Consider the following 22,398-nt stretch of genomic DNA (forward strand, 5'->3'; position numbering starts at 1 on the left):
CCTGCTGCTTCGCTCGGTGGGCTGGTTACGGCTTGCTTCGTCTGCCGCGATGACTTCGCCTGCTTCGCTGCTTCGCGGTTCTCGGGCGCTTCACCGCCGCGGGCCGTTTCGCCGCTTCGCCAGCCTCGCGTGCTTCGCGATGCAGCGGGCGTTTGCCAGCATCGCTTGCTCCGCTGCTTCGCCCGCGCGGCCTGCTTCGCTGCTTCGCCGATCTCGGGCGCTTCACCGCACAGCCGATGCTCGCCAGCGTCGCGTGCATCGCTGCTTCGCCGCCGCGGGCCGTTTCGCCGCTTCACCAACTCCGCGCGTTCCGCCGCTTCGCGGTCTAGCGGAGCTTCACAACATCGCCGCCGTTCGCCAGCTCCGCCCGCGCGGCCAACTTCGCCTCGCCGTCCGCCCCAATGCCGCATTGGGTGCGCTCAACGCAACGAACGCCACATTGGGTGCATGCGACGCACCCAATGTGGCATTGGGGCGCTTTGGACCCGGCCATCCCCGCCAGCCTCAGCCCCGCCAAGACTCGCCAGCCCTGGCCCAGCCCCGTCCGCGCCCATCAGAAAGACCGACCCGAGCCCATCCCGGCACCCAGCTGAAAGACCAGCTCGAGCCCCGCCCGCGCCCAGGTGAAAGACCAGCCCGAGCCCAGCGCAGCGCCCAGGCGAAAGACCAACCCGCCGCCAGCCCTCTCCCAACGAATCAGCGCTTCTCAAAGATCAAATCGTGCGAAACCCGCCCCTCCCGGTCCGCTCGTTGTTCGAACTTCGTCACCGGCCGCCATTCCGGCCGAGGGGCCCACCCGCCAGGCTCGTCGGCGTACCGGTTCCGCAGCGCAGGCTCCGCCGAGCAAACCTCCAGCATCTGCTCCGCGTAGTGCTCCCAGTCCGTCGCCATGTGGAACGTCCCACCCGGAGCCAGCCGCGACGCGATCAGTGCCACGAATTCCGGCTGCACGATCCGCCGCTTGTGGTGGCGCTTTTTCGGCCACGGGTCCGGGAAGAACAGCCGCACGCCGGACAGCGTGTCGGGCGAGACATGCGACGTCAGCAGGACCACCGCGTCACCGTGCATGAGCCGCAGGTTCGTCACTCCGAGCTTCTCCGCGCGCAGCATCAGCTGCCCGAGCCCGGGGTCGTACACCTCGGCGGCCACGTAGTTCAGCTCCGGCGCGGCGGCGGCCAGTTGCGATGTCGTCTCGCCCATGCCGGAACCGATCTCCAGCATGACCGGCGCTTCGCGGCCGAACCATGCCGTGAAGTCGACTGGTCCGGGAGGCAACTCCGACACCGTCCGGCCGAGTCGCGGCCAGTGTTCTTCCCAGGCTCGCTGCTGGCCGACGGTCATCCGCCCGCCGCGTTTGACGTAGCTGACCACGCTGCGCAGCCGTGGCTGGTCCTCGTTTTCCACCCGGACAACATACGGGCGCGTCAGCGGACCGCTTCGAACTCCCCGAGCCGGGAGCGCAGTCCGGCGAGTCCGGCGACCGCGACCGGCTCCGGTGCGCGGGCAGAGTGCGCGGGCAACACGTCGATCCAGCCGTCGTGCCGGTCGGTGTTCAGCACGGTCGTCGGGATGGAATGGCCGGACTTGCCGCGTTCGGACGGCATGAACTCCCAGTACCCGGATTCGCCGTCGGCCGCCCACGGGACGAACTCCCAGCCCATCCGCTTGCCGAGCAGCTGCGCCACCCGGTCTTCGATGCGGAAGCCGAGTTCGCGCGATTCGAGCCGTCCGCTCGCGACCGCGCGCAGCCACCACGGCGCGGGCAGTGCGTCGTCGGCTCCGCTCGCCCGCCGGTACAGCCCGAGCACCGCGTCCTCGGGCGCGCGGTGCACCCACGCCTGGCGCAGTTCGGCGGGCCGGGTCGCGGGCAGCGCGAACCGAGGCAGTTCGATCGCCTGGGACCATTCGAGGTCCAGCATCGGCTCGAGCCGAGGGGTTGGTACCGCAGCGTCGCGGGAAACGAGATTCTGATCAACGTCCACCGTCACGGTTCACCTCCGGAGAGCTGAGACGGGGCTCTGCTGTGAATATCCGTGGCTTTCCGACAGTATGTCCGCTCCCTGTGAGAGAAGCCACACCGGTTTACGCGAATTTAATCCGATTGCCTGCCGCGCAATCGGGAATGTGCACGTGCAGGTCAGGCGTCGCGCCGATTCGCGGTGGCCACGCCCGCGGCGAACAACACCACGCTGATCGCCGCGAAATACGCGAGATAACCCCACGGTCCGAAAGGCGGCGACAGTTTCAGCGTCGTCCTGGTGAAATCGCCACCGGCGAACTGCGAGGCCGCGTAGAACGGCATCCACTGGTAAAGATCGCTGCCGATCTTGGGGATCAGCAGCACCAGGCCCTCGACCAGCTGGGTCCACACCAGCACGATCGCCAGGGCCAGCGCGGAACTGCGCAGCAGCAGTCCGACGCCGACGCCGAGCAGTCCGGTGAGCGCGAAGGTCAGGATCTGGCCGAACACGATGCGCCAGTCCGCTCCGGAGTGCAGGCTGAGGTCGGCGTCCGGGCGCACGAGATGCGCCATGCCCCACGAGCCGACGCCGGCGAGCAGGCCCAGTGCCGCGCACGTCGCGAACGCCACGGCGCCCTTGGCGAGCAGCGCGGGCGTCCGCGTCGGCACCGCCTGGAAGGTGAGCCGCAGCGTGCCCCAGTTGAAGTCGGCCGTCGCGGCGAGCACCGCGAGCACTAGCGCGACCGTGCGGCCGGTGCTCGTGGCGAGCTGGGTATTGCTCACGTCCGCGGTGATTTCGGCCCCGGAAAGCCCGAGGAACAACGCGGTGAACGCGATCGGCGCGGCCACCGCGATGAGCGCGCACCACCACGGCGCGCGGGTGCTGAAAAGCTTGATCCGTTCCGCCCGCAGCACATTCACCGCGCACCTCCACTGGTGAATTCGGCCGCCTGGCCGGTCAATTCGAGGTAGGCGTGCTCGAGCGAACCGGCCAGCGGGCTCAGCTCGTGCAGCGTGGCGCGCGCGGCGAAAGCGAGTTCGCCGATCGCGTCACTGTCCATTTCGGACACCAGGAACGCACCGGAATCCTCGGTGAAAACCGCGCGCGCTTCGGTGAGCGCGGTGCGCAGCGCGTCGGCGTGCGGCGTGCGCACCCGGACCCCGCGCGATCCGGCGCGCTCCACGAAATCGGCCATCGTGCCCTGATAGATCAGCTGGCCGCGGCCGATCACCACGAGATCCTGCGCGGTCTGCTCCATTTCCGGCAGCAGATGGCTCGACACGAACACCGTGCGGCCTTCCGCGGCGAGCCCGTGCAGCAACTGGCGGACCCAGTGCACGCCTTCCGGGTCGAGGCCGTTGACCGGTTCGTCGAACAGCAGCACCCGCGGGTCGCCGAGCAGTGCGCTCGCGATGCCGAGCCGTTGCAGCATGCCGAGCGAGAAGGTGCCCGCGCGTTTGCGTGCCACCGCGGACAGCCCGACAAGCTCCAGCACCTCGTCGGCACGCCGGTCCGGCAGCCCGTTCGTCGCGGCCAGGAAGCGCAGGTGCTGCCGGGCGGAGCGGCCCGGATGCCGCCATGTCGCGTCGAGCAGCGCGCCGACCGTCCGCAGCGGATCGGACAGCTGCCGGTACGGCTTGCCTTCGATGTGCGCGGTGCCCGTGGTGGGCGCGTCGAGCCCGAGCAACAGCCGCATCGTGGTGGATTTGCCTGCCCCGTTCGGACCGAGGAATCCGGTGACGCGACCGGCCTCCGCGGTGAATGTCAGGTCCCGCACCGCGACGGTGTCGCCGTAGGACTTGGTGAGTCCAGTCGCTTCGAGCACGCCGCCCCCCTTCTCGTGGCACCGAACTCTACCGAAACGGAAAGATCCGGGCCGCCCCCCGAATGGCGACCCGGATCTTGTTCCCCTTTTCCCTTTTTCCCCTTGTTCGGCTCCGCCGGCCCCCGCCTGACTCGCCCGAACGCCCCTGTGGGTCTTTACGCGTCGCGCTTCTTCGCGACGCCGATCGCGATGGCCAGCAGCACCACGGCCACCCCGGCGAAGTAGGCCAGCGAGCCCCACTGCGACAGGACCGCGTCCGGCATGCCCGGTCCGCGCGAGGAAGCCGAACCGCCGAGGAAGCGCTCCGCGACGTTGAACGGCATCCACTGGTGGATCTTCGGGCCGATCGTCGGGATCAGCTGCACGAGGCTTTCCACCGCCAGCACGTAGATCAGCAGCAGCGAGAGCGCGCCTGCGCTGTGCCGGATCAGCGTTCCGACGGCGACCGCGATGACCGCGGCGAAGGCGAACACGACGCCGACTCCCGCGACGTTGATCCAGTCCGCGGAGGTGTGCAGCGCCACCGAGTCCGACGGGCGGATCGCGTAGCCGAGCGCCCACGCGCCGAAGGCGGCGATCTCGCCGATCACGAGCGACAGCAGCGCGACGACGGTGGCCTTGGCGACGAGCACCGAACCCCGGTGCGGCACCGCCTGGAACGTGGTGCGGATCGTGCCGAAGCGGTACTCGGTGGTGACCGACAGCGCCGCCAGCACCATGATCACCGCGATGCCGAACTGGTGCCCGGCCTGGGTGTTGGCGACCGAGATCGTTTCCCCGCTCGGCAACGCGGTGGCCATGAGACCGGCGAAGCCGACGGTGAGCGCGACGGCGATGAGGGCGCACCACCACGGCGACCGGGTGGTGAAGAGCTTGATGCGTTCGACCGCGAGCAAAGTCATGAGTTTTCTCTTCCCAACGAGAGTGTGGTCAGCGGATGGCCGCGGCCTGCTGCGCCTCAGCTTCGAGCCCGGTGTGGTACTCGACGGAGTCGCCGGTGATCTGCATGAAGGCTTGTTCGAGCGAGCCGGTCTGCGGGCTCAGCTCGTGCAGCACAAGGTTCGCCGAAGCGGCGATCTCGCCGATCTTCGAACTGTCCATTCCGGACACAATGAGCGCTTCGCCGGAATCGGTGACCTGTGCGCTGGCGGAGATCAGCTGCTGGCGCAGCGCCGGAAGCTGCGGCGAGCGCACCTTCACGGTGTTTTCCGCGGCCCGCGCCACGAATTCCTCAGTGGTGGACTGCGCGATCAGCTGGCCCTTGCCGATGACCACGAGGTCGGTCGCGGTGAGCGCCATCTCCGAAAGCAGGTGGCTCGACACGAACACGGTCCGGCCCTCTGCGGCGAGGCGCTGCATGAACTTGCGGATCCAGAGGATGCCCTCCGGGTCGAGGCCGTTCACCGGCTCGTCGAACAGCAGCACCTCCGGGTCGCCGAGGAGCGCGGCGGCGATGCCGAGCCGCTGCGACATGCCGAGCGAGAACCCGCCCGCCCGCTTGCCCGCGACGCTGGTGAGGCCGACGGTGTCGAGCACCTCCTCCACCCGCGCGGCCGGGATCCGGTTGGACCGGGCCATCCACTGCAGGTGGGCCCGCGCGGAGCGGTTGGGGTGCACCCATTTCGCGTCGAGCAGCGCACCGACCGTGCGCAGCGGGTCCTTCAGCTCGCGGTAGAGCTTCCCGCCGATCCGGACCTGGCCCGCGGTCGGGTTGTCCAGGCCGAGGATCATGCGCATGGTCGTGGACTTGCCGGCGCCGTTCGGGCCGAGGAATCCGGTGACTTTCCCCGCTGCCACGCTGAACGACAGGTTGTTCACCGCGAGCGTGCTCCCGTAACGCTTGGTGAGACCTGTTGCCTCGATCATCCCCTGCTCCCTCTACGGCGGTGCTAACGGAATTCATCCTGTCTCAGCGCGGCCGTTTTCGCGTCATCCTGTGGATCGAACCGGCTACCCGACCTGAGTAGTACTCAATCGTGTCGCAGGGTGGAGCGCGATGGGGGATGCCCCTGAGCCGACCCTGAACTTTCCCCCGTACGCGCGGACCCCGCTGCGAAATCCGCGGCGGGGTCCGGTGTGGACAGTGTCCGAACGGGACGGTTCAGCCGATCCCGGGACGGGCGAGCCCGGTCTCGTACGCGAGGACGACCGCCTGCACGCGGTCGCGCAGGTCGAGCTTCGACAGGATCCGCCCGACGTGGGTTTTCACCGTAGCTTCGGAAAGGAACAGGGTTTCGGCGATTTCGACGTTCGACATGCCTTTCGCGATCAGCACGAGCACTTCGCGTTCGCGGTCGGTCAGCACGTCGAGTTCGGCCGGATCGCGCATTTCCGAACCGCCCGAGCCGACGAACCGGTCGAGCAGCCTGCGCGTGACCGAGGGCGACATCACCGCGTCGCCGTCGGCGACCGAACGCAGCGCGGACACCAGGTAGTCCGGCTGGGTGTCCTTGAGCAGGAAGCCGGACGCACCGCCCTGCAGCGCGGCGTAGACGTACTCGTCGAGGTCGAAGGTGGTCATCACGAGCACCCGCGCGGTGCCGGCCGCGACGATCTGTTTCGTCGCCTCGACGCCGTCGAGCACCGGCATCCGCACGTCCATCAAGACGACGTCGGGCCGCAGTTCGGCGGCCATCCGCACGGCTTGCGCGCCGTCGCCCGCCTCGCCGACCACGTCGATGTCGGCCTGCGCGCCCAGCACCATCCGGAACCCGACGCGCATCAGTTCCTGGTCGTCGACGACCACCACTCGGATCACGAGTTCAACCTAACCGGCAGCACCGCTCGCACCTGCCAGCCACCGCCGGCGGCGGGGCCCACCTCCAGTGTCCCGCCGTACACGTGCGCCCGCTCCCGCATCCCGATCAGCCCGTTCCCGCCCGCGACCGACAGCCGCGGCGCAGGCTGCCGAACCGTCGCCGCCGTCGCCGACCCGGTCGCTCCATTCGCGCCCACCTGTTCCAGCCGCCGCGCCCGGCCCGCGCCGTCGTCGCGCACGAGCACCTCGACCTGGTCGCCGGTCCGGTGCACCCGGACCGCGGCGCTCGCCCCGGCCCCCGCGTGCTTGAGCGTGTTGGTGAGCGATTCCTGGACGATCCGGTAGATCCCGAGCGACACCCCGGCGGGCAGTTCGTCCAGTCCGTCGCCGAGGGCGAGGTCGACCGGGACGCCCGCGGCGCGCATCCGCTCGGCGAGGTCGCCCAGCGCGGTCGCGTCCGGCTGCGGCACCCGGGGTTCGTCGTCGCCGCGGTCGTTGCGCAGCACGTCGAGCAGCCGGCGCAGTTCGCCGAGCGCGCCGCGACCGGTTTCGGAGATCGTCCCGAGCGCGCGTCCGGCCAGCTCCGGATTGGACTTCAGGGCGAGCGCCGCGCCGTCGGCCTGCACGACCATCACGCTCACCGAATGCGCCACCACGTCGTGCAGTTCCCGGGCGATCCGCCCGCGCTCCTCGGCCACCGCGATGCGCGCGGCCTGGTCGCGTTCGGTCTCCAGCAGATGCAACCGGGCCTCCAGTTCGCGCTGGTAGGCGCGGCGGGCGTACATGAATTCGCCGAGCAGCCAGCAGAAGGCGATGGTGAAGGCGCTGAACACCAGCTGCGCCAGCATCGACGGCTCGGGCTTGACGATCGCGGTGACGATCATGGCCACCACGAACGCGCCGCCGTAGAGCAGGCCCTGTTTGCGTCCGACGTAGACCTGGACCGAGTAGAGGCTGATCGCGAGCGCGGCCAGGCCGGACACTCCGAGGTCCAGCGCGCCGTGCGCGTACGAAATGACGTACACGATGTACGCGGCGAGGACCGGCCGTTTGCGGCGGAAGACCAGCGGCGCGACCACGGCGAGGTCGATCGGGATCGCGAGGTACCACTTCGGGCCGGGCAGTTCGGGGTCGAGGCTGTTGGTGGCGAACACCAGGATGTCGAACGCCGCGAGGAACAGCGCGAGCAGCGAGTCCCCGACCATCGGGTGAGCACGCATCCAGAGGCTGAGCCGTCGCACGACTCAACAGTAGGTCGCGACCCGGGCGGCCGCGTCGGTCCCGGGTAGCACCTTCGGTGCGACCGAAGGATGACCGGCATGCGACGATTCCTGCTCGGGTGAGCGAACGAGCCGGAAGGGGGCCGGGGCGGTGACGGCAGCGGCGGAACGGGGACGACTCGCCGGCCCACTGTCCGCGTCGGTGGCGGAGCTGTGCCACCGGCTGCGGTCCCAGGTGTCCCCGCGCACCGCCGCCGGGTTCGCCGAGGTGCTGCGACGGCTCGGCGCGCCGTTGCAGGTCGCGGTCGCCGGGCGGATCAAATCGGGCAAGTCGACGCTGGTCAACGCGTTGATCGGGCGGCTGGTCGCACCCACCGACGTGGGCGAGTGCACGCGGCTGGTGACGCGGTTCCAGTACGGCACCGTCGACCGGGTCGAGGTGGTGTTCCTCGACGGCCGCAAGCAGGTGCTGCCCTTCGCCGCGGACGGTTCGATCCCGGCCGAGCTCGGCGTCGACATCGCCGAGGTCTCGCACCTCGAGGCCTACCTCACCAACGCGGTGCTGCAGGACATGACGGTGATCGACACCCCCGGCCTCGGCTCGCTGGACGCCGCGTCGGTGTCGCGGACCGAACAGCTGCTGGGCGCGGCCGAGCAGGACGAGGGTTCCGACGACCTCGACGACACCTCGCGCAACGCCGTCGCGGGCGCGGAGGCCGTGCTTTACGTGGTGACCCAGGGCGTGCGCGCGGACGATCAGCAGGCGCTGGCCGCGTTCACCGCCGCGACCGCGAGCCGGGACGCGGGGCCGGTCAACGCGATCGCCGTGTTGAACAAGGCGGACACGGTCGTCGCGGAAACTGTCGAAGGCTCCGGCGGAGACGTCTGGAAGGCCGCGCAACTGCTCGCCGAGAAGCAGGCCGCGACGCTGAAGCCGCGTGTCGCGGACGTGCTGCCGGTGATCGGCCTGATCGCCGAATCGGCCGAGTCCGGCGGGTTCACCTCCGCCGACGCCGAAGCGCTCGGCCAGCTCGCCGCGCTCGACGACGACGTCCTCGAAACGATGCTCATCGCGGCCGACATCTTCACCAGCTGGGAGTGCGACATCCCGACCGGAATCCGGTTGCGGCTGCTGGAGAAGCTCGATCTCTTCGGAATCCGCTGCGCGGTCGACGCGATCCGCGCGGAACCGGAGATCACCGCGGGAGCGTTGCGCCGCAAGCTTCTCGACATCTCCGGTCTCGACGCGGTGCGCCGCCGGCTGTCGATCGTCTTCGCCGCGCGCGCGGACGGGATCAAGGCCGCGGCCGCGCTGGCGTCGGTGACCGCCCTGGCGCACGCGTCCGGCGACCCGGGCGAACGGCAGCGCGTGCACGACGCGATCGAGGTGCTGCTGGCCCGTCCGGAAGCGCATCAGCTGCGGCTGCTGGAAGCGTTGACGCTCGTCGCCTCGGGCGCGGTCGAGATGCCGGAAGACCTGGCGGAAGAGGTGCTTCGGGTCGGCAGCAACGCCGACCTCGGCGCGCAGCTCGGCCTTCCCGGTGCTTCGCGGCCGGAGCTGGCGGCACACGCGCTGGAACGCGCCGGCTGGTGGCGGTCTTTCGCGTCGTTCGGCGCGACTCCGGCGCAAAGCCGCGTGGCCCACGTCGTGCACCGCGCCTATTTCCTGATCTGGCAACAGATTCGCGAACAGTAAACAACCCGTCCGCGACGCGTAGGCTGAATGTCGTGCGGCTGGAGGACACCACCTCGTGGCGGGTGAACTGGGGGAGCGACCACGACGTCGACGTGGCGTTGTTCCTCCGGGACGTGCTCGCGCTCTCGATCGCCGACGGCCAGCTGCTGCCGCCGGTCGAACCCGCCGTCCCGGTCCACGTCCCGCCCGCCCTCGACCGCGCGGCGGTGCAGGCGCAGTGGGAACCGTGGTGGAACGGCCTGCTGACCTTCCTCCGCGAGCGCGGTTCCGCCCGCACCCGCCGGAAAAGCCCTGCTCCCGGCGACGGTTCGGCGATCGACCTCGCGGCCCAGCACTTCGCCCCGGCCGCCGCCGAACACTTCGCCGCGGCCCGCCGCCCGGTCTCGTCCGGCTTCCACCGTCGCCAGATCCTCGCGAGCGAACGGATCGGCCGGCTCGTCCGCGAAACCGAGGTCGAGCTGGGCCGCCGCGCGCGGCCGTTCCGGCTGTCAGTGCTGGAGATCCCGGTCGCGGGCCGGGTGTGGCTGCGGACAGCTGAGCACCAGCTGCTGGTCTCGTCCCAGCTGGCGGCGGACGTCCCGGCGCTCGACCAGGCGATGCGCTCGCTGATCCACGAACTCGCCTGACCCTCGCGCAAACGCTTGCCCCAGGGGTTTCGCGCACCCTGTTTTGATAAACCGAGCACTCGGTCTAATAATGGTCCCCATGGAGACAGTGGTCGACGAACCGGCGTGGGTGCGCCGCGGGTCCTGGCTGGTCTGCCCGGTCGCCGGGGCACTGCTGGGCTGGGGCGTGCAGGCGCTCGCCGACTGGATCACGTCCTTGCCGTGGTTCCCGGTGCAGGGCCCGTTCCGGCTGCTGCATTCGGTGCCGCAGCCGTGGCGGCTGATCGGTGCGGTCGTCGTCGGCCTGCTGCTCGGGGTCGCGTTCGCCTGGTTCTGGGCTTGGGACCGGCTGATCGTCACGGTGTCCGCCACGCGCGTCACGCTCGAACGGCGTGAGCGGCGCCGGCGCATCGACACTCCCCTCACCTCCGTGTTCGTCGACGACGGCAAGCTCGTGCTGCTCGGCGAAAACGACCGGGAAATCGCCAGGGAGAAGACAGACCTGTCGCGCCGGCAGTTGGCCGAAGCGTTCACCGCGCACGGCCGCCCGTGGCTCGACGAACCGCCGCCTGAGCGATGATGTTCCTGTGGTGAGGACCGTCGATCCGGAAAAGCACGCGGCGAAACGACGCGCGATTCTCGACGCGGCAGCGGGATGCTTCGCCCGCGACGGGTTCGAAAAGACCTCCACCGCGGACATTTGCCGCGCCGCCGGGATCAGCTCCGGCAGCCTGTTCCACTACTTCCCCAGCAAGCGTGCGGTCTTCGTCGGCATTTTCGAGGCGGACACCGCCGACAACGAGGAACTGCTCGCCACCGCGGTGGACATGGCCGACCCGTGGGAAGGCGTGCTCGCGGTCGTCGAGCGGATGACGGTGGCGATCGTGCTGCCCGGCGTCGTGCGGCTGATCCTCGAAGCGGCCGCGCAGGCCGCGCGCGATCCGGAGTTCAACGAGCTGATCCGCAGCAACGACGACCGCATGCGCGTCGGTCTCGCGGACTTGATCGAGCGCGGGGCCCGGACCGGCCGGTTCTCCCCCATGCTGTCCCCCGTCGACGCGGGAAACTGGGTCGTCGCGCTGGTCGACGCCCTGCTTTCCCGTGCGAGCCTCGATCCCGACCTGGACGTCGAGCACGAGCAGGCGGTGCTGCGGCAGTTGCTGACCCGGATTCTCGGCCCGTCTGAGTGATCCGCCCCCGCCGCGCACCGCATTGCCGCAAACTGGTGAAATCACCCGGACGACCAGGGGAGGGTCTCAATGGCGTGGTTCGGCCACGAGGAACCTGCCGACGCGGCCGAAGCGCCGACCGGCGAGATCAGCGCGGACGCTCTCGCGCGGATCATCGCCGAGGCGGACGGAACCGCCGCCGCGGCGGATGCGTCGGATCCCGATGTGGACCTCGTAGCTGCCCCGGGTGACCTCGAACGCGCGCTTTCCGACCGGCAGGCGCTCATCCAGCTGTGTCTGTACGCGCTGGACCGCGCCCGCAGCAGCGGCGTCGTGGAACGGCTCGAACACGGGCTCGCCGACATCGGCGTCACCGCGTTGCGCGCCGAGGGAGAACGCTTCGACCCGTCTCGCCACGAGGCAGGCGGCGCGGTGCCCACCGACGATCCGGAGCTGGAAGGCGTGGTCGCGGAGACCGAGGTCGTCGGGTTCGCCGACCAGGACCGGCTGTTGCGCGCGCCGATCGTCACCGTCTACGCGAAGCGGGCGCAGTGACCGCACCGACGCTTCCCGCTCAGGTCCAGGCCGCTCGCGAACAGCTGCTCGGCGTCGTCCGCGAGGCCGATCCGCAGGCCGCCAAATGGGTCGAGGACCAGCGCAAGGCCCGTTCGGAGAAACCGTCCGTGGTGGTCGTCGGCGAGACGAACCGCGGGAAGAGTTCGCTGGTCAACGCCCTGCTCGCGACCCCGGGACTGTCCCCTGTGGACGCTGACGTGGCCACCGCGACCTACCTCGTTTTCGAGCACGCGCAGCAGTGGGGCGCGCAGGCCTGCTACCCCGGTCAGCTGGCGTCGGTGCCGTTCGACCTGACGCAGCTGGTCGACTGGGTGTCCGCCGCGCACGAGCTGCCGCCGGGACAGCTGCCGCCGCGCTACGTCGAGGTGTCCGGCCCGGTCCCGCTGCTGGAACGGCTGACCCTGGTCGACACCCCGGGCGTCGGCGGGCTCGATTCGCTGCACGGCGAGCTGGCCAAGGAAGCCGCCGCGGGCGCGACCGCGCTGGTGTTCGTGGTCGATGCGTCGGCCCCCTTCACCTCCACTGAGCTGCAGTTCCTGCGCGAGGTCGCGGACCGCGTCGAGACGGTGGTCTTCGTACTGGCCAAAACCGACGCCTTCCGCGGCTGGCGCGAGATCCTGGAAGCCGACCGGCAACTGCTCGCCGAACACGCGCCGCGCTTCGCCGACGCGGTCTTCCACCCGGTGTCGGCGCGCGTGTTCGAGACCGCCGCGAAGGCGCCGAACGCACAGGTCGCCGCGATGCTCCGGGAGAAGTCCGGCATCGCCGCGGTGCAGGTCGCGCTGCAGGAACTGCTGGTCGGCCGGTCGATGATGCTTAAGGAAGCCAACACGCTCCGCTCGTTGTCGAGCGCGCTGGCCGGGATCAAGGCGAAGCTGCAAGCCGAAAGCCGGGCCCTGTCCGCGGGCGAAGCGGAAGCCGAACAACTCCGCGCCCGCCGCGACGATCTGCAGTCCCAGCGCCGCACCTCCACCCGCGGTTGGCAACTGCGCCTGCGCGGCGAAATCCAGCGCACGCGGGTCGAGGTCGGCCACGAGAGCAGCCGCGAAATGCGCGAGGCGCAGGCGCATTTCCGCCAGCGCATCGACGCGGCCAAACGCGACGAACTGGCCGCGCTGCCGCAAGAAGTCGACATCGCGCTGCAGACCGCGTCGCAGCGGGTGTCGATGCAGTTGTCGAGGCGGCTGAACCAGGTGACGAACACGGCGCTGTCGGAGCTGTTCTCCGCCGAGGAGCTCGACGTGATCCGCGCCCAGTTCGCCCGCGCCGGCGGCCCGCCGGTGGTGCTGCGCCCGCCGGACAAGAAACCGCCGACCGCCGAAGACAAACTGCTGGTGTTCATGGGCATTTCCGGCGGCGTCGGCGCCGGGAAGATCGCCGCGTTGCCGCTGGCGGGCGTCGCGATCCTCAACCCGGTCGTGCTCCCGGCGACGATCGTGATCGGCCTCGGCGCGGGCTGGTGGATGGCCCGCACCCGCAAACACGCCTCGGACAAACAACATCTGAAGCAATGGCTGGTCGAAGCGATCGCCGACGCCCGTTCGACGCTCGACCAGCTGATCGCCGAACAGCTCATCGAAGCCGAGCAGCAACTGTCGCTCGCTCTCGACGAGGCACTCGGCCGCCGCATCGAGGCGATCGAGGCGGAGCTGAAAGAGGTGGACCAGACGATCAAGATGAGCGCGCAGGAGCGGGCGAAGAAGATCGCGATCGTCTCGAAACGCCTCAAGGACGTGACCGAGGGCCATACCCGGGCCGAAACTCTGCTTTCCCGCATTCGCACGGTCCGCGATCGGGCATGATCAGCGGGTGACGTACGGACCTGGATCGCCGCAGCCACCGCAGTGGGGAGCACCGCCGCCCGCTCCGCAATGGGGCGGCCCGCCGCCGCAACAGTGGCAGCCACCGCAGCCGCCGAAGAAGCGCCGCCGGATCGGGCTGATCATCGGGATCTGCCTGGGTGCCGTAGTGCTGCTTGCTGGTGGCGGCGTCGCCGTCTTCATCGTCGCGACCGACGACAGTGTCGAGGTGCACCGCCCGGCAGGCGGGCCCGAGGTCGTGGTCAAGGCGTACGTCGACGCGGTCAACAGGCGCGACCCGATCGGCCTGCAGAACGTCGACTGCCACGCCTCCACCGAGTATCCGGCGACCCGGTCGGTCCAGCGCTTCGACGAGGACAACGTCCGGATCCGCCTCGGCAAGCCGACCACCGGTCCCGGCGACGGCGCGTTCTTCGAGGTCGAGGTCACCCGGAACGCCCATCCGGCGACGACCACGCGGCTGGATCTGAACCGCGAGGAAGCCGGGACCTGGTGCGTTTTCGTCACCGGCGACGGGCTTCCGGCCAACCTGCCGCCGTGAGCACGTGATCGGCTTGTGGACGGGAACCGAACCGGCCTAACGTGAGTCATACCGAGCGAGAAACGGCAGACCCGGCGTACTAAGGGGGACCAACCCATGTGGGTCGACGAGAGCGGCGGCACCGACGCGACCGGCCCGGAGGCCTTGACCGTCCACGTCGACGGCCAGGAGTACCAGGCCGAGGTCAACTACGACACCGACCACGACGGGGTCTCCGACACCGCGGTCGTCGAGCACGACGACGGCTCCGCGCAGGCGTTCGCCGACACCGACCACGACGGCGTCGCCGACCACTACGCGGTGCTCGATTCGACCGGGCACGTCGTGGACCAGGCGGTTTACGACGAGCAGAGCGGCAGCTGGGTCGAATCCGGCCACGGCCAGTCCGGCTCCGACGGCACCGACACGCACTCGCAGGACACCTCGACCACCGGGCACATCCACGCCGACCTGCCGGACGGCAACGTCGACGCCGGGGTCGCCACCATCGACACCGACCACGACGGGCACAACGACACCGCCGTGGTCGAGACGAAGTCCGGCGGCACGATCGCGTTCACCGACACCAACGGCGACGGCCAGGCCGACGTCGCGGTGCAGGTCGGCGCGGACGGCTCCACTCACACGTTCGAGCACACCGGCCAGGGCCAGTGGACCGAGGCCGACGGCGGCTCGAACCACGCGGCCGCGGCCGACCCGGGCAGCGACTCGGCCTGGGGCGGCGAGGGCGCCCAGCTGCTCAGCGGCGTCGCGAAGATCGACAGCGGAACCGGGCAGTGGATCAGCCCCAACTGAGCACTCGGTAACTGACGTCACACGAACGGGTCCGGCCGCGCGCCGGGCCCGTTTCGCTGTCTCCAGGGGCCGCCAAATCCCGACGCGATCCGCCCGGCTCCAGCGAACCGGCGCCCGGCAGCGTCCGCGCAAGATCAGGACTGCTCAACCCTCTCCCGGCATCCGGCACGAATGCGACGCGGGCCACGCGGAAAGATTTTCGGCGCTGGCCCGTTCCGGTGAAACTGAATCGATTCCCTTATCGTTCTTGTGAGAGAACCGACAGGTCAGCTCTCGGTTACCTGCCGTCCATCCGGCTACAGTCGGGGAATCCCAAAACCCGCACACCGGTCTTCCGCCGGTGTGCGAAGCCATTCGGTCGCCGGCAACGAAGCCCGCACCAAGAACACTGTCGTTCGCGGTGTGGGCTCTTTTGTCGTCGGAAGTCAGGAGTAGAGATGACCGCAGTCGCCATCCCCGGACTGGACAACGCGCCGACGACGCACAGTGGCGTGCTGTCCTGGGTCCGGGAGGTCGCCGAGCTGACCACCCCGGACCGCGTGGTGTGGGTCGACGGGTCTGACGAGGAAGCCGCCCGGATCAACCAGGAGCTGGTCGACGCCGGCACCTTCGTGAAGCTGGACGCCAAGCCGAACTCCTACTGGGCCACCTCGGACCCCGACGACGTCGCGCGGGTCGAGAACCGCACCTTCATCTGTTCGAAGGAAGAGAAGGACGCGGGCCCGACGAACAACTGGGTCGACCCGGCCGAGATGAAGGCCACCATGACGGAGCTGTACCGCGGCTGCATGGCCGGGCGCACGATGTACGTCATCCCGTTCTGCATGGGCCCGCTCGGCGACGAAAACCCCAAGCTGGGCATCGAAATCACCGACTTCGCCTACGTCGTCGCGTCGATGCGCGTGATGACCCGGGCAGGCAAGGCCGCGCTGGACAAGTTCATCGCGCCGGACGGTTCGGAGCGCGAGTTCGTGCCCGCGCTGCACTCGGTCGGCAAGCCGCTGGCCCCGGGCGAGAAGGACGTCGCCTGGCCGTGCAACGAGACCAAGTACATCTCGCACTTCCCGGAGGAGCGGCTGATCTGGAGCTACGGCTCTGGCTACGGCGGCAACTCGTTGCTGGGCAAGAAGTGCTACTCGCTGCGCATCGGCTCGGTCATCGCCCGTGACGAGGGCTGGCTCGCCGAGCACATGCTGATCCTCAAGCTGATCTCGCCCGAGGACAAGGTCCACTACGTCGCGGCGGCGTTCCCGAGCGCCTGCGGCAAGACCAACCTCGCCATGCTGCAGCCGACCATCCCCGGTTGGCGCGCGGAGACCCTCGGCGACGACATCGCGTGGATGCGCTTCGGCGAGGACGGCCGCCTGTACGCGGTCAACCCGGAGTACGGCTTCTTCGGCGTCGCGCCGGGCACCGACAACCACACGAACCCGAACGCCATGCGCACGATCGAGAAGGGCAACACGGTCTTCACGAACGTGGCGCTCACCGACGACGGCGACGTGTGGTGGGAGGGCATGGAGAACAAGCCCGCGCACGCCACCTCGTGGAAGCACCAGGACTGGACGCCCGACTCGGAGGAGAAGGCCGCCCACCCGAACTCGCGTTACTGCGTGCCGATGTCGCAGTGCCCGATCCTCGCGCCGGAGTGGGACGACCCGAAGGGCGTGCCGATCTCGGCGATCCTGTTCGGCGGTCGGCGCAAGACGACGGTGCCGCTGGTGAACCAGGCCCGCGACTGGCAGCACGGCGTGTTCATGGGCGCGACCATGTCGTCGGAGACCACCGCCGCTGCGGTCGGCGCGGTCGGCAACGTGCGCCGCGACCCGATGGCGATGCTGCCGTTCCTCGGCTACCACGCCGGCGACTACTTCAACCACTGGCTGGACCTGGGCAAGAACGCCGACGCGAACAAGCTGCCGAAGATCTTCTACGTCAACTGGTTCCGCCGCGGCGACGACGGCCGCTTCCTGTGGCCGGGCTTCAGCGAGAACTCGCGCGTGCTCAAGTGGGTGCTCGAGCGCGTCGAGGGCAAGGGCAACGCGGTCGAGACCCCGATCGGGTTCGTGCCGAACGCCGAGGACCTCGACCTCGAGGGCCTTTCCGAGCCGGTCGAGGACATCCAGGCCGCGCTGGAGGTGCGCAACGAGGAGTGGCGCGAGGAACTGCCGCTCATCGAGGAGTGGTTCGCGAAGATCGGCGAGGTGCCGTCCTCGCTGCGCGACGAGCTGGACGCGCTGGCCCAGCGGCTGGGCTGACGCCGTCGCACTGCCGTAGGAAGGGGACGTTCGCACCGGGCGCGGACGTCCCCTTCTTCGTTGCCGGAAAACGGTAGCGTGGGCCGCATGGCCTCTGTTGGGGAGAAGACTTTCCGGTTCGGCGTGAACCTGGTGCAGCCGGGCCCGCGTGACGAGTGGGTCGCGAAATGCCGCCGGGTCGAGGAACTCGGCTACGACGTGCTGAGCGTGGCCGACCATCTCGGCATCGCGCCGCCGTTTCCCGCGCTCGTGCTGGCCGGTGCGGTGACCGAACGGGTGCGGCTCAACACTTTCGTGCTCAACGCGCCGTTCTACAACCCGGTGCTGCTTGCGCGCGACGTCGCGGGCACGGACCAATTCGTGTCCGGGCGGCTCGAACTCGGGCTCGGCGCCGGTTATGTCAAAGCGGAGTTCGAAGCGGCCGGAATGCCGTTTCCCAGTGCGGGCGCCCGGGTCGATCACCTCGAACTCGCGATCAAGGAACTCGCGCGGCTGTACGCGGATCCGGAATACGCGCCGAAACCCGTGCAGTCCGGCGGTCCCCCGTTGATGATCGGCGGCCGCGGCGACCGGTTGCTTTCGCTCGCCGCCGAACACGCGGCGACGATTGCCTTCAGCGGCATGGCAAAGGTGCGCGACGGTGCGCCGCTGATGCTGGCGACGGCGGACGCAGTGGAAGAACGCACGCGGTTTGTCACTGAGCGGCTCGCCGGCCGCGAAGCGGAATTCAACCTGCTCGTGCAATTCGTCCAGATCACTGATGATCGCGAAAGCGCGCTGCGCGAAATCCATGCGCGCCTCAGCGACACGCTCACGCTGGACGAACTGGCTGAAGTGCCCACTGTCCTGGTCGGCACCGTCGAGGAAATCGCCGAGCAGCTGGTCGCGCATCGCGCTCGGTTCGGTTTCAGCTATTTCACTGTCCTTGAGCCGAATCTCGAAGTGCTGGCCCCGGTGGTGGAGCTGCTGTGTCGCCGATAGTGGACGCGCGCGGGCTCGGCGTGAAGGCCGGTGACCTGTGGCTGCTGGAGGATCTCGATTTCTCCGTCGACCGCGGCGAATGCGCGGTGCTCGTCGGGCCTAACGGCGTCGGGAAATCCACCTTGATGCGGTGTCTGTACGGGATGCAGGAACCGCAGCGGGGCCGAGTGCTGATCGACGGAGCCAAACCGGACGAACGCAGTGTTTCCTTCCGCCGCAAGGTTTCCGTGCTCTTCGACGATTCGGACTTCTTCGCCGAACTGACTCCGATGCAGCACCTGGAACTTCTCTCCGGCTCGTTCGGCGAAGACCTCGGCGATTACGACGAACTGCTCGCGGACGCGGGGCTCGCCGAACGCGCCCGCGTCACCGCCGGGCATTTCTCGGCCGGACAACGTCGCCGGTTGCTGCTGCTGGGCGTCACCGCGCGGCCGCATCGGGTGCTGTTGCTGGACGAGCCGGAACGCGCGCTCGACACCGCGGGCAAGGAATGGCTGGTCAAACTGATCGGCCGCTCCACCGCCGCGGGGGCGGCAGTTGTCGTTGCCACGCACCATCAACCGTTGCTGGACACGGCGGACAGCGTGCTCGAACTGTGGTGACCCGGATGCGTGTGCCCGGCCGTAAACGGTTCGGTGGCATTTTCAGCGGTGACAGTCCTACGTTCGTGCTGATCTTCGGGGTCGGCTTCCTGTTCACCGCCTTTTTCCGCACCGACGCCTGGCATCGAGTCCTCTTTGGACCGTCCGCAGTGGACTACTCGGCGGTGCTCGGCCTGGTCGCGTTGTGTGCCGCCGTGGGCTGGCGAAGCCTGCTGCGCCGCGGGTTCGTCTGGGCCGAACCGGCCGAGCTGACCTGGATGGATTTCGCGCAGGTGGACCGTCGCCGCGTCGTGGCGACCCGGCTGGCCGGCGTGCTCACCGGATTCGTGGTGGTGATCGGATATCTCGCCGCGCTGATGCTGGCGGTCGGCGGCAGTTCGGTCGACTGGTGGCGTGCCGCCGCAGCCCTCGTCGCGGGCGGCACGATCCTCGCGTTCACCACCGCGCGGCGCACCGCGTTCCTTTTCGAAGCTGCCGGACCGCTGCTGCTCGCGGTGGCTGGTGTCGTCATCGCTGCGGCGAGGCTCGACGCGATGGCGGTGCAGTACGTCGGCGCGGCGCTCGCGTTATGCGGGCTGTTGCTGGCTTTTGGCGGCAAAGCGGTCAGCGGCGCCGGTCGCGCGGTGCTGCTGGACGGCTGGAACGCGCGGGTCCTGCGCGCGATGGCGGTGACGTTCCTCGACCCGATGATGATGCTGCCGGAGTCCGCGCCCGCCGGTTCGTGGTCGCTGCGCCCGCCCACCGCGTTCCGGCTCGCGTGGGTCGGGATCGTGGGCCGTTCCCGGTACGCGGGCGCGGTTTTGTTAGTGGCTTTCGCGGTAGCCGTCGGACATGTTGCTGTTCCCACTCTGCCGGGACCGGTGCTCATCGGCATCGGCGCGTACGTCGCGCTTACTCCTTTCGGGGCTGGTCTCGGCGTGCTGTGGCGGAATCCGGGTCGGCGACGGTGGCTGGGTTCGTCGTCGCAGGAGCTGGTGATCGCCCACGGTGTCGCGCTGACGGTGGTCGCGCTGGTCTGGTGCGCTCTGCTCTCAGTGGCGCTTTTGGCTTTGGGCACCGCGTTTTCGCCGCTCTCGTGGGTGACCGTCGCCCTGGCGGTGCTGTCGGTGTTGCGCACCGTCACGCGGCAACCGGTCGACTACAGCAGCGCGGGTTTCGTCGACACCCCTGCTGGCCCGATGCCGGCAAACCTTATGCGGCAACTGTTCCGCGGTCCGGACCTGCTGGCGGTCGGAATCCTGGTGCTGGCACAACTCGGCTGAACGGCGTAGTCCGGGTTAGGCTCCGTGCCGACGAGAGGAGCCGAACGTGGGCGGTGGACACGCTTCCGGCATCGGACGCAGGGCGACGTGCGAATTCCCGCCCGGCTGGAGCGACGAGCAGATCATCGCGGTGGTCAAGGACGTCGCCAACGATCCGGGCGAACCCCGGCGGCAGCAGTACAACGGCCGCTGGCGCTGCGTCGGCGAACGCTACGGCGTGCGCGTCGTCGTCCTGGTCAACGGCGACGGGAACGTGCACACCAGCTACCCGCTGCCGGGCCCCGGCGTCGTCCGGAACGCGGACGCCGCGCGAGACCCGGCGAACCCGACCGTCGACGACCGCGCGGGCAACCGGATCAGCTACTTCGTCGACAGCGTCCTGCGCCTGCTCGCCGACCGGATGCCTGCCGAAGACCTCGAGCACTACCGCGATCTGCAGTGGTCCGGCGAATGGGAGGAGCTGGCCGACACCCTGGCCGCGCACTTCGAGGTGACCGGCATCCAGCTCAACCCGGACGAGTACGCGGACTTCGAGAAGCTGCTGAACTCGTTCGAACTGCCGGTCCGCGACTGCCGCTACCTCAACGACCGCGAACGGGTCCTCGCAGACCTGCGCGGCTGAGGCGTCACCAGGGGACCTCCCCGGCGTCGTCGAAGAACCCGCCGCGCGGCCCGTCGTCCGGCAGGGTCGCGAGTTTGACCGCGATCGCCGCGCCCTCCTCGGGCGTCCTGGTTCCGGCGTAGCCGTTGAAATCCGTTGCCACGTAACCGGGACACGCGGCGTTGATGATGACGTTCGTGTCGGCGAGCGCGCGGGCGTACTGCACGGTGATGCTGTTGAGCATCGTCTTCGAGGGCGCGTAAGCGGCGAGGATCGGTCCGGTCCGCAGCTTCAGCGAACCCATGTTGCTGGACAGGTTGACGATGCGCGGCGACTCGGCGCGGCGCAGCAGCGGCAGCATCGCGTTCGTGACCCGGACGACGCCGAAGACGTTCGTGTCCAGGACCGTGCGGAGGACGCCGAGGTCGAGTGTCGTCGGATCCTGGGCGCCGCCGTCGAACGGGCCGCTGATGCCGGCGTTGTTGACCAGGACGTCGAGCCGTTCGATGGACTTGGCCGCGGCGGCGACGCTGTCCTCGGAGGTGACGTCGAGCGCGACCCCGAACGCGTCGATGCCCGCGCCGCGCAGTTCTTTGACGGCCTGCTCGCGGTTGTTTTCGTCCCGCGCACCCACGGCGACGGTGAAGCCGATCGAGCCGAGGCCGTGCGCGATGGCGAGGCCGATTCCCTTGTTCGCGCCGGTGACCAGCGCGGTCTTCGTGTCGTTCACTCCGTCCATGGTCGGCGCGGGTTTCTGCCGCGTCCAAGATCAAGTGAGTCCGCTGTGATACCCGAGAGGTATTACGCTGCCGCTGGTGGACGACCTCGAGACCCGCGAACTCCGCTACTTCGCCGCGGTCGCCGAAGAACTGCACTTCGGCCGCGCCGCCGAACGGCTCGGGATCGCTCAGCCGCCGCTCTCGCGCGCGATCGCCCAGCTGGAGCGACGGCTCGGCGTGCAACTCCTCGAACGCAACCGCCGCGGCGTCGCGCTGACCGAGGCAGGCCGGGTCCTGCTGCGCGAATCCCGGCTGGCCCTCGCCGCCGTCGCGGCCGCTGCCCGGCGCACGCGTCGAGCCGGGAATCATCCGCTGGTGCTGGCGACCAAAGCCGGAGCGTCGCACGATCTTCTGCAGCGGCTCTTGGCCGCGGGTCCGCCGGTCGAGATCCTGTTGTGCGAGGTCGGCGAGCAAGCCGGACTGCTGCGCGACGGTTCGGCGGACGTGGCGATCATGCACCGCCCGTACGACGACCTCGCCGGCTTCGACACCGAGGATCTCCAGGTCGAGGGCCAGGTCGCGATCCTCCCGGCCGCCCATCCGCTCGCCGCGCGGGAAACGCTGACCCTGGCCGAGGTCAGCGACGTGCCGGACCTGCCGATCGCCCGCTGGCCTCGCCTCGACGGCAGCTACCCGGACGGCCCTGGACCGGAGGTGCGCACCCAGTCGACGCTCGCCCAGCTCGTCGCGCTCGGCCGGACACTGCTGGTGATCCCCGCGTCGAGCCGGGCCTGGCAGTGGCCGGAACACGTCGCGGTCCCGGTCGTCGACGCCCCGGACGTCACCACGGTGATCGGCTGGCCGCCGAACAGCCGCTCCCCCGAGGTGGCCGCACTCGTCCGCGCCGCGGTGGCGCTACGCGAAGAGTCGCCGGTCAGCTGAGCTGCCGGACTTGTCCACAGGGGAATCCCTCAGCCCACGGTGCCCGCTCAACCGTCCCGCAGTACTG

Annotated in this window: 23 protein-coding genes; 14 read left to right on the top strand and 9 right to left on the bottom strand. The window is 69.5% G+C overall.

All coding sequences use genetic code 11. The features are described from left to right. Positions 1-696: 696 nt before the first annotated feature. The 8 genes from trmB to FKO37_RS03835 all read right to left on the bottom strand — a co-directional run bounded on the left by trmB (position 697) and on the right by FKO37_RS03835 (position 7,749). Complete coding sequence (gene trmB / locus FKO37_RS03800) at positions 697-1,404, bottom strand: tRNA (guanosine(46)-N7)-methyltransferase TrmB (RefSeq protein ID WP_078870286.1); 708 nt, start codon at positions 1,402-1,404, stop codon at positions 697-699. 20 nt (positions 1,405-1,424) lie between these two features. Next, on the bottom strand, positions 1,425-1,919 hold the full coding sequence (locus tag FKO37_RS03805; RefSeq protein ID WP_220507610.1) for a hypothetical protein: 495 nt from the start codon (positions 1,917-1,919) through the stop codon (positions 1,425-1,427). A gap of 218 nt (positions 1,920-2,137) precedes the next feature. Further along, entirely contained in the window at positions 2,138-2,881 is a 744-nt protein-coding gene (locus FKO37_RS03810) for an ABC transporter permease (RefSeq protein ID WP_043831715.1), read from the bottom strand. Further along, positions 2,878-3,786: an ABC transporter ATP-binding protein gene (locus tag FKO37_RS03815; RefSeq protein WP_238603744.1), complete on the bottom strand. Its 909-nt coding sequence runs from the start codon at positions 3,784-3,786 to the stop codon at positions 2,878-2,880. The genes FKO37_RS03810 and FKO37_RS03815 overlap by 4 nt, the downstream gene beginning before the upstream one ends. 155 nt (positions 3,787-3,941) lie before the next feature. After that, complete coding sequence (locus FKO37_RS03820; RefSeq protein ID WP_037809034.1) at positions 3,942-4,688, bottom strand: ABC transporter permease; 747 nt, start codon at positions 4,686-4,688, stop codon at positions 3,942-3,944. A gap of 28 nt (positions 4,689-4,716) precedes the next feature. Next, complete coding sequence (locus FKO37_RS03825) at positions 4,717-5,652, bottom strand: ABC transporter ATP-binding protein (RefSeq protein WP_238603745.1); 936 nt, start codon at positions 5,650-5,652, stop codon at positions 4,717-4,719. Between the two features lie 235 nt (positions 5,653-5,887). After that, complete coding sequence (locus tag FKO37_RS03830) at positions 5,888-6,544, bottom strand: response regulator transcription factor (RefSeq protein ID WP_009085178.1); 657 nt, start codon at positions 6,542-6,544, stop codon at positions 5,888-5,890. Next, positions 6,541-7,749 (bottom strand): sensor histidine kinase, encoded by a 1,209-nt coding sequence (locus FKO37_RS03835; RefSeq protein WP_134664411.1) that lies wholly within the window; start codon positions 7,747-7,749, stop codon positions 6,541-6,543. Before FKO37_RS03835 ends, FKO37_RS03830 begins: the two co-directional genes overlap by 4 nt. 166 nt (positions 7,750-7,915) lie before the next feature. Here FKO37_RS03835 and FKO37_RS03840 point away from each other — a divergent pair, with 166 nt between their 5' ends. The 13 genes from FKO37_RS03840 (at position 7,916) to FKO37_RS03900 (ending at position 20,691) form a co-directional block, all read left to right on the top strand. Further along, positions 7,916-9,460, top strand: coding sequence for a dynamin family protein (locus FKO37_RS03840; protein WP_037809030.1), 1,545 nt, complete (start codon positions 7,916-7,918; stop codon positions 9,458-9,460). 32 nt (positions 9,461-9,492) lie between these two features. Next, positions 9,493-10,086 carry a hypothetical protein gene (locus FKO37_RS03845; protein ID WP_037809029.1) on the top strand — a complete coding sequence of 198 codons (594 nt, stop codon included), beginning with the start codon at positions 9,493-9,495 and terminating at the stop codon, positions 10,084-10,086. A 79-nt stretch (positions 10,087-10,165) separates the two neighbouring features. Then, positions 10,166-10,645 (top strand): hypothetical protein, encoded by a 480-nt coding sequence (locus FKO37_RS03850; protein WP_037809028.1) that lies wholly within the window; start codon positions 10,166-10,168, stop codon positions 10,643-10,645. A 7-nt stretch (positions 10,646-10,652) separates the two neighbouring features. Then, positions 10,653-11,255, top strand: a complete 603-nt coding sequence (locus FKO37_RS03855; RefSeq protein WP_078870285.1) for a TetR/AcrR family transcriptional regulator — start codon at positions 10,653-10,655, stop codon at positions 11,253-11,255. Positions 11,256-11,324: 69 nt separating this feature from the next. Beyond that, positions 11,325-11,789 carry a nucleotide exchange factor GrpE gene (gene grpE / locus FKO37_RS03860; protein WP_199817334.1) on the top strand — a complete coding sequence of 155 codons (465 nt, stop codon included), beginning with the start codon at positions 11,325-11,327 and terminating at the stop codon, positions 11,787-11,789. Beyond that, positions 11,786-13,612, top strand: coding sequence for a dynamin family protein (locus FKO37_RS03865; protein ID WP_238603746.1), 1,827 nt, complete (start codon positions 11,786-11,788; stop codon positions 13,610-13,612). The genes grpE and FKO37_RS03865 overlap by 4 nt, the downstream gene beginning before the upstream one ends. Before the next feature lie 7 nt (positions 13,613-13,619). After that, entirely contained in the window at positions 13,620-14,171 is a 552-nt protein-coding gene (locus FKO37_RS03870; RefSeq protein WP_107050912.1) for a hypothetical protein, read from the top strand. Between the two features lie 96 nt (positions 14,172-14,267). Continuing rightward, positions 14,268-14,966, top strand: a complete 699-nt coding sequence (locus FKO37_RS03875; RefSeq protein WP_037809024.1) for a hypothetical protein — start codon at positions 14,268-14,270, stop codon at positions 14,964-14,966. Between the two features lie 437 nt (positions 14,967-15,403). Next, positions 15,404-17,224, top strand: coding sequence for a phosphoenolpyruvate carboxykinase (GTP) (locus FKO37_RS03880; protein ID WP_037809023.1), 1,821 nt, complete (start codon positions 15,404-15,406; stop codon positions 17,222-17,224). Positions 17,225-17,311: 87 nt separating this feature from the next. After that, positions 17,312-18,205 (top strand): TIGR03621 family F420-dependent LLM class oxidoreductase, encoded by an 894-nt coding sequence (locus tag FKO37_RS03885; protein WP_051728649.1) that lies wholly within the window; start codon positions 17,312-17,314, stop codon positions 18,203-18,205. Beyond that, positions 18,202-18,807 (top strand): ABC transporter ATP-binding protein, encoded by a 606-nt coding sequence (locus FKO37_RS03890; protein ID WP_037809432.1) that lies wholly within the window; start codon positions 18,202-18,204, stop codon positions 18,805-18,807. Before FKO37_RS03885 ends, FKO37_RS03890 begins: the two co-directional genes overlap by 4 nt. Then, the gene (locus tag FKO37_RS03895) at positions 18,801-20,069 is read left to right on the top strand and encodes a DUF6297 family protein (RefSeq protein WP_107050911.1); all 1,269 of its coding nucleotides are present in this window, start codon (positions 18,801-18,803) and stop codon (positions 20,067-20,069) included. The genes FKO37_RS03890 and FKO37_RS03895 overlap by 7 nt, the downstream gene beginning before the upstream one ends. 46 nt (positions 20,070-20,115) lie before the next feature. Beyond that, complete coding sequence (locus FKO37_RS03900; protein WP_037809021.1) at positions 20,116-20,691, top strand: EndoU domain-containing protein; 576 nt, start codon at positions 20,116-20,118, stop codon at positions 20,689-20,691. A gap of 4 nt (positions 20,692-20,695) precedes the next feature. Here the strand turns inward: FKO37_RS03900 and FKO37_RS03905 are convergent, their stop codons facing one another. Next, positions 20,696-21,409 carry an SDR family oxidoreductase gene (locus FKO37_RS03905; protein WP_037809020.1) on the bottom strand — a complete coding sequence of 238 codons (714 nt, stop codon included), beginning with the start codon at positions 21,407-21,409 and terminating at the stop codon, positions 20,696-20,698. Between the two features lie 76 nt (positions 21,410-21,485). On the opposite strand from FKO37_RS03905, the gene FKO37_RS03910 reads away from it, so the two are divergent. After that, positions 21,486-22,331: a LysR family transcriptional regulator gene (locus tag FKO37_RS03910; protein ID WP_037809019.1), complete on the top strand. Its 846-nt coding sequence runs from the start codon at positions 21,486-21,488 to the stop codon at positions 22,329-22,331. Positions 22,332-22,398 lie beyond the last annotated feature (67 nt).

Source organism: Amycolatopsis sp. Poz14 (assembly GCF_006704225.1).
GTDB lineage: Bacteria > Actinomycetota > Actinomycetes > Mycobacteriales > Pseudonocardiaceae > Amycolatopsis > Amycolatopsis nivea.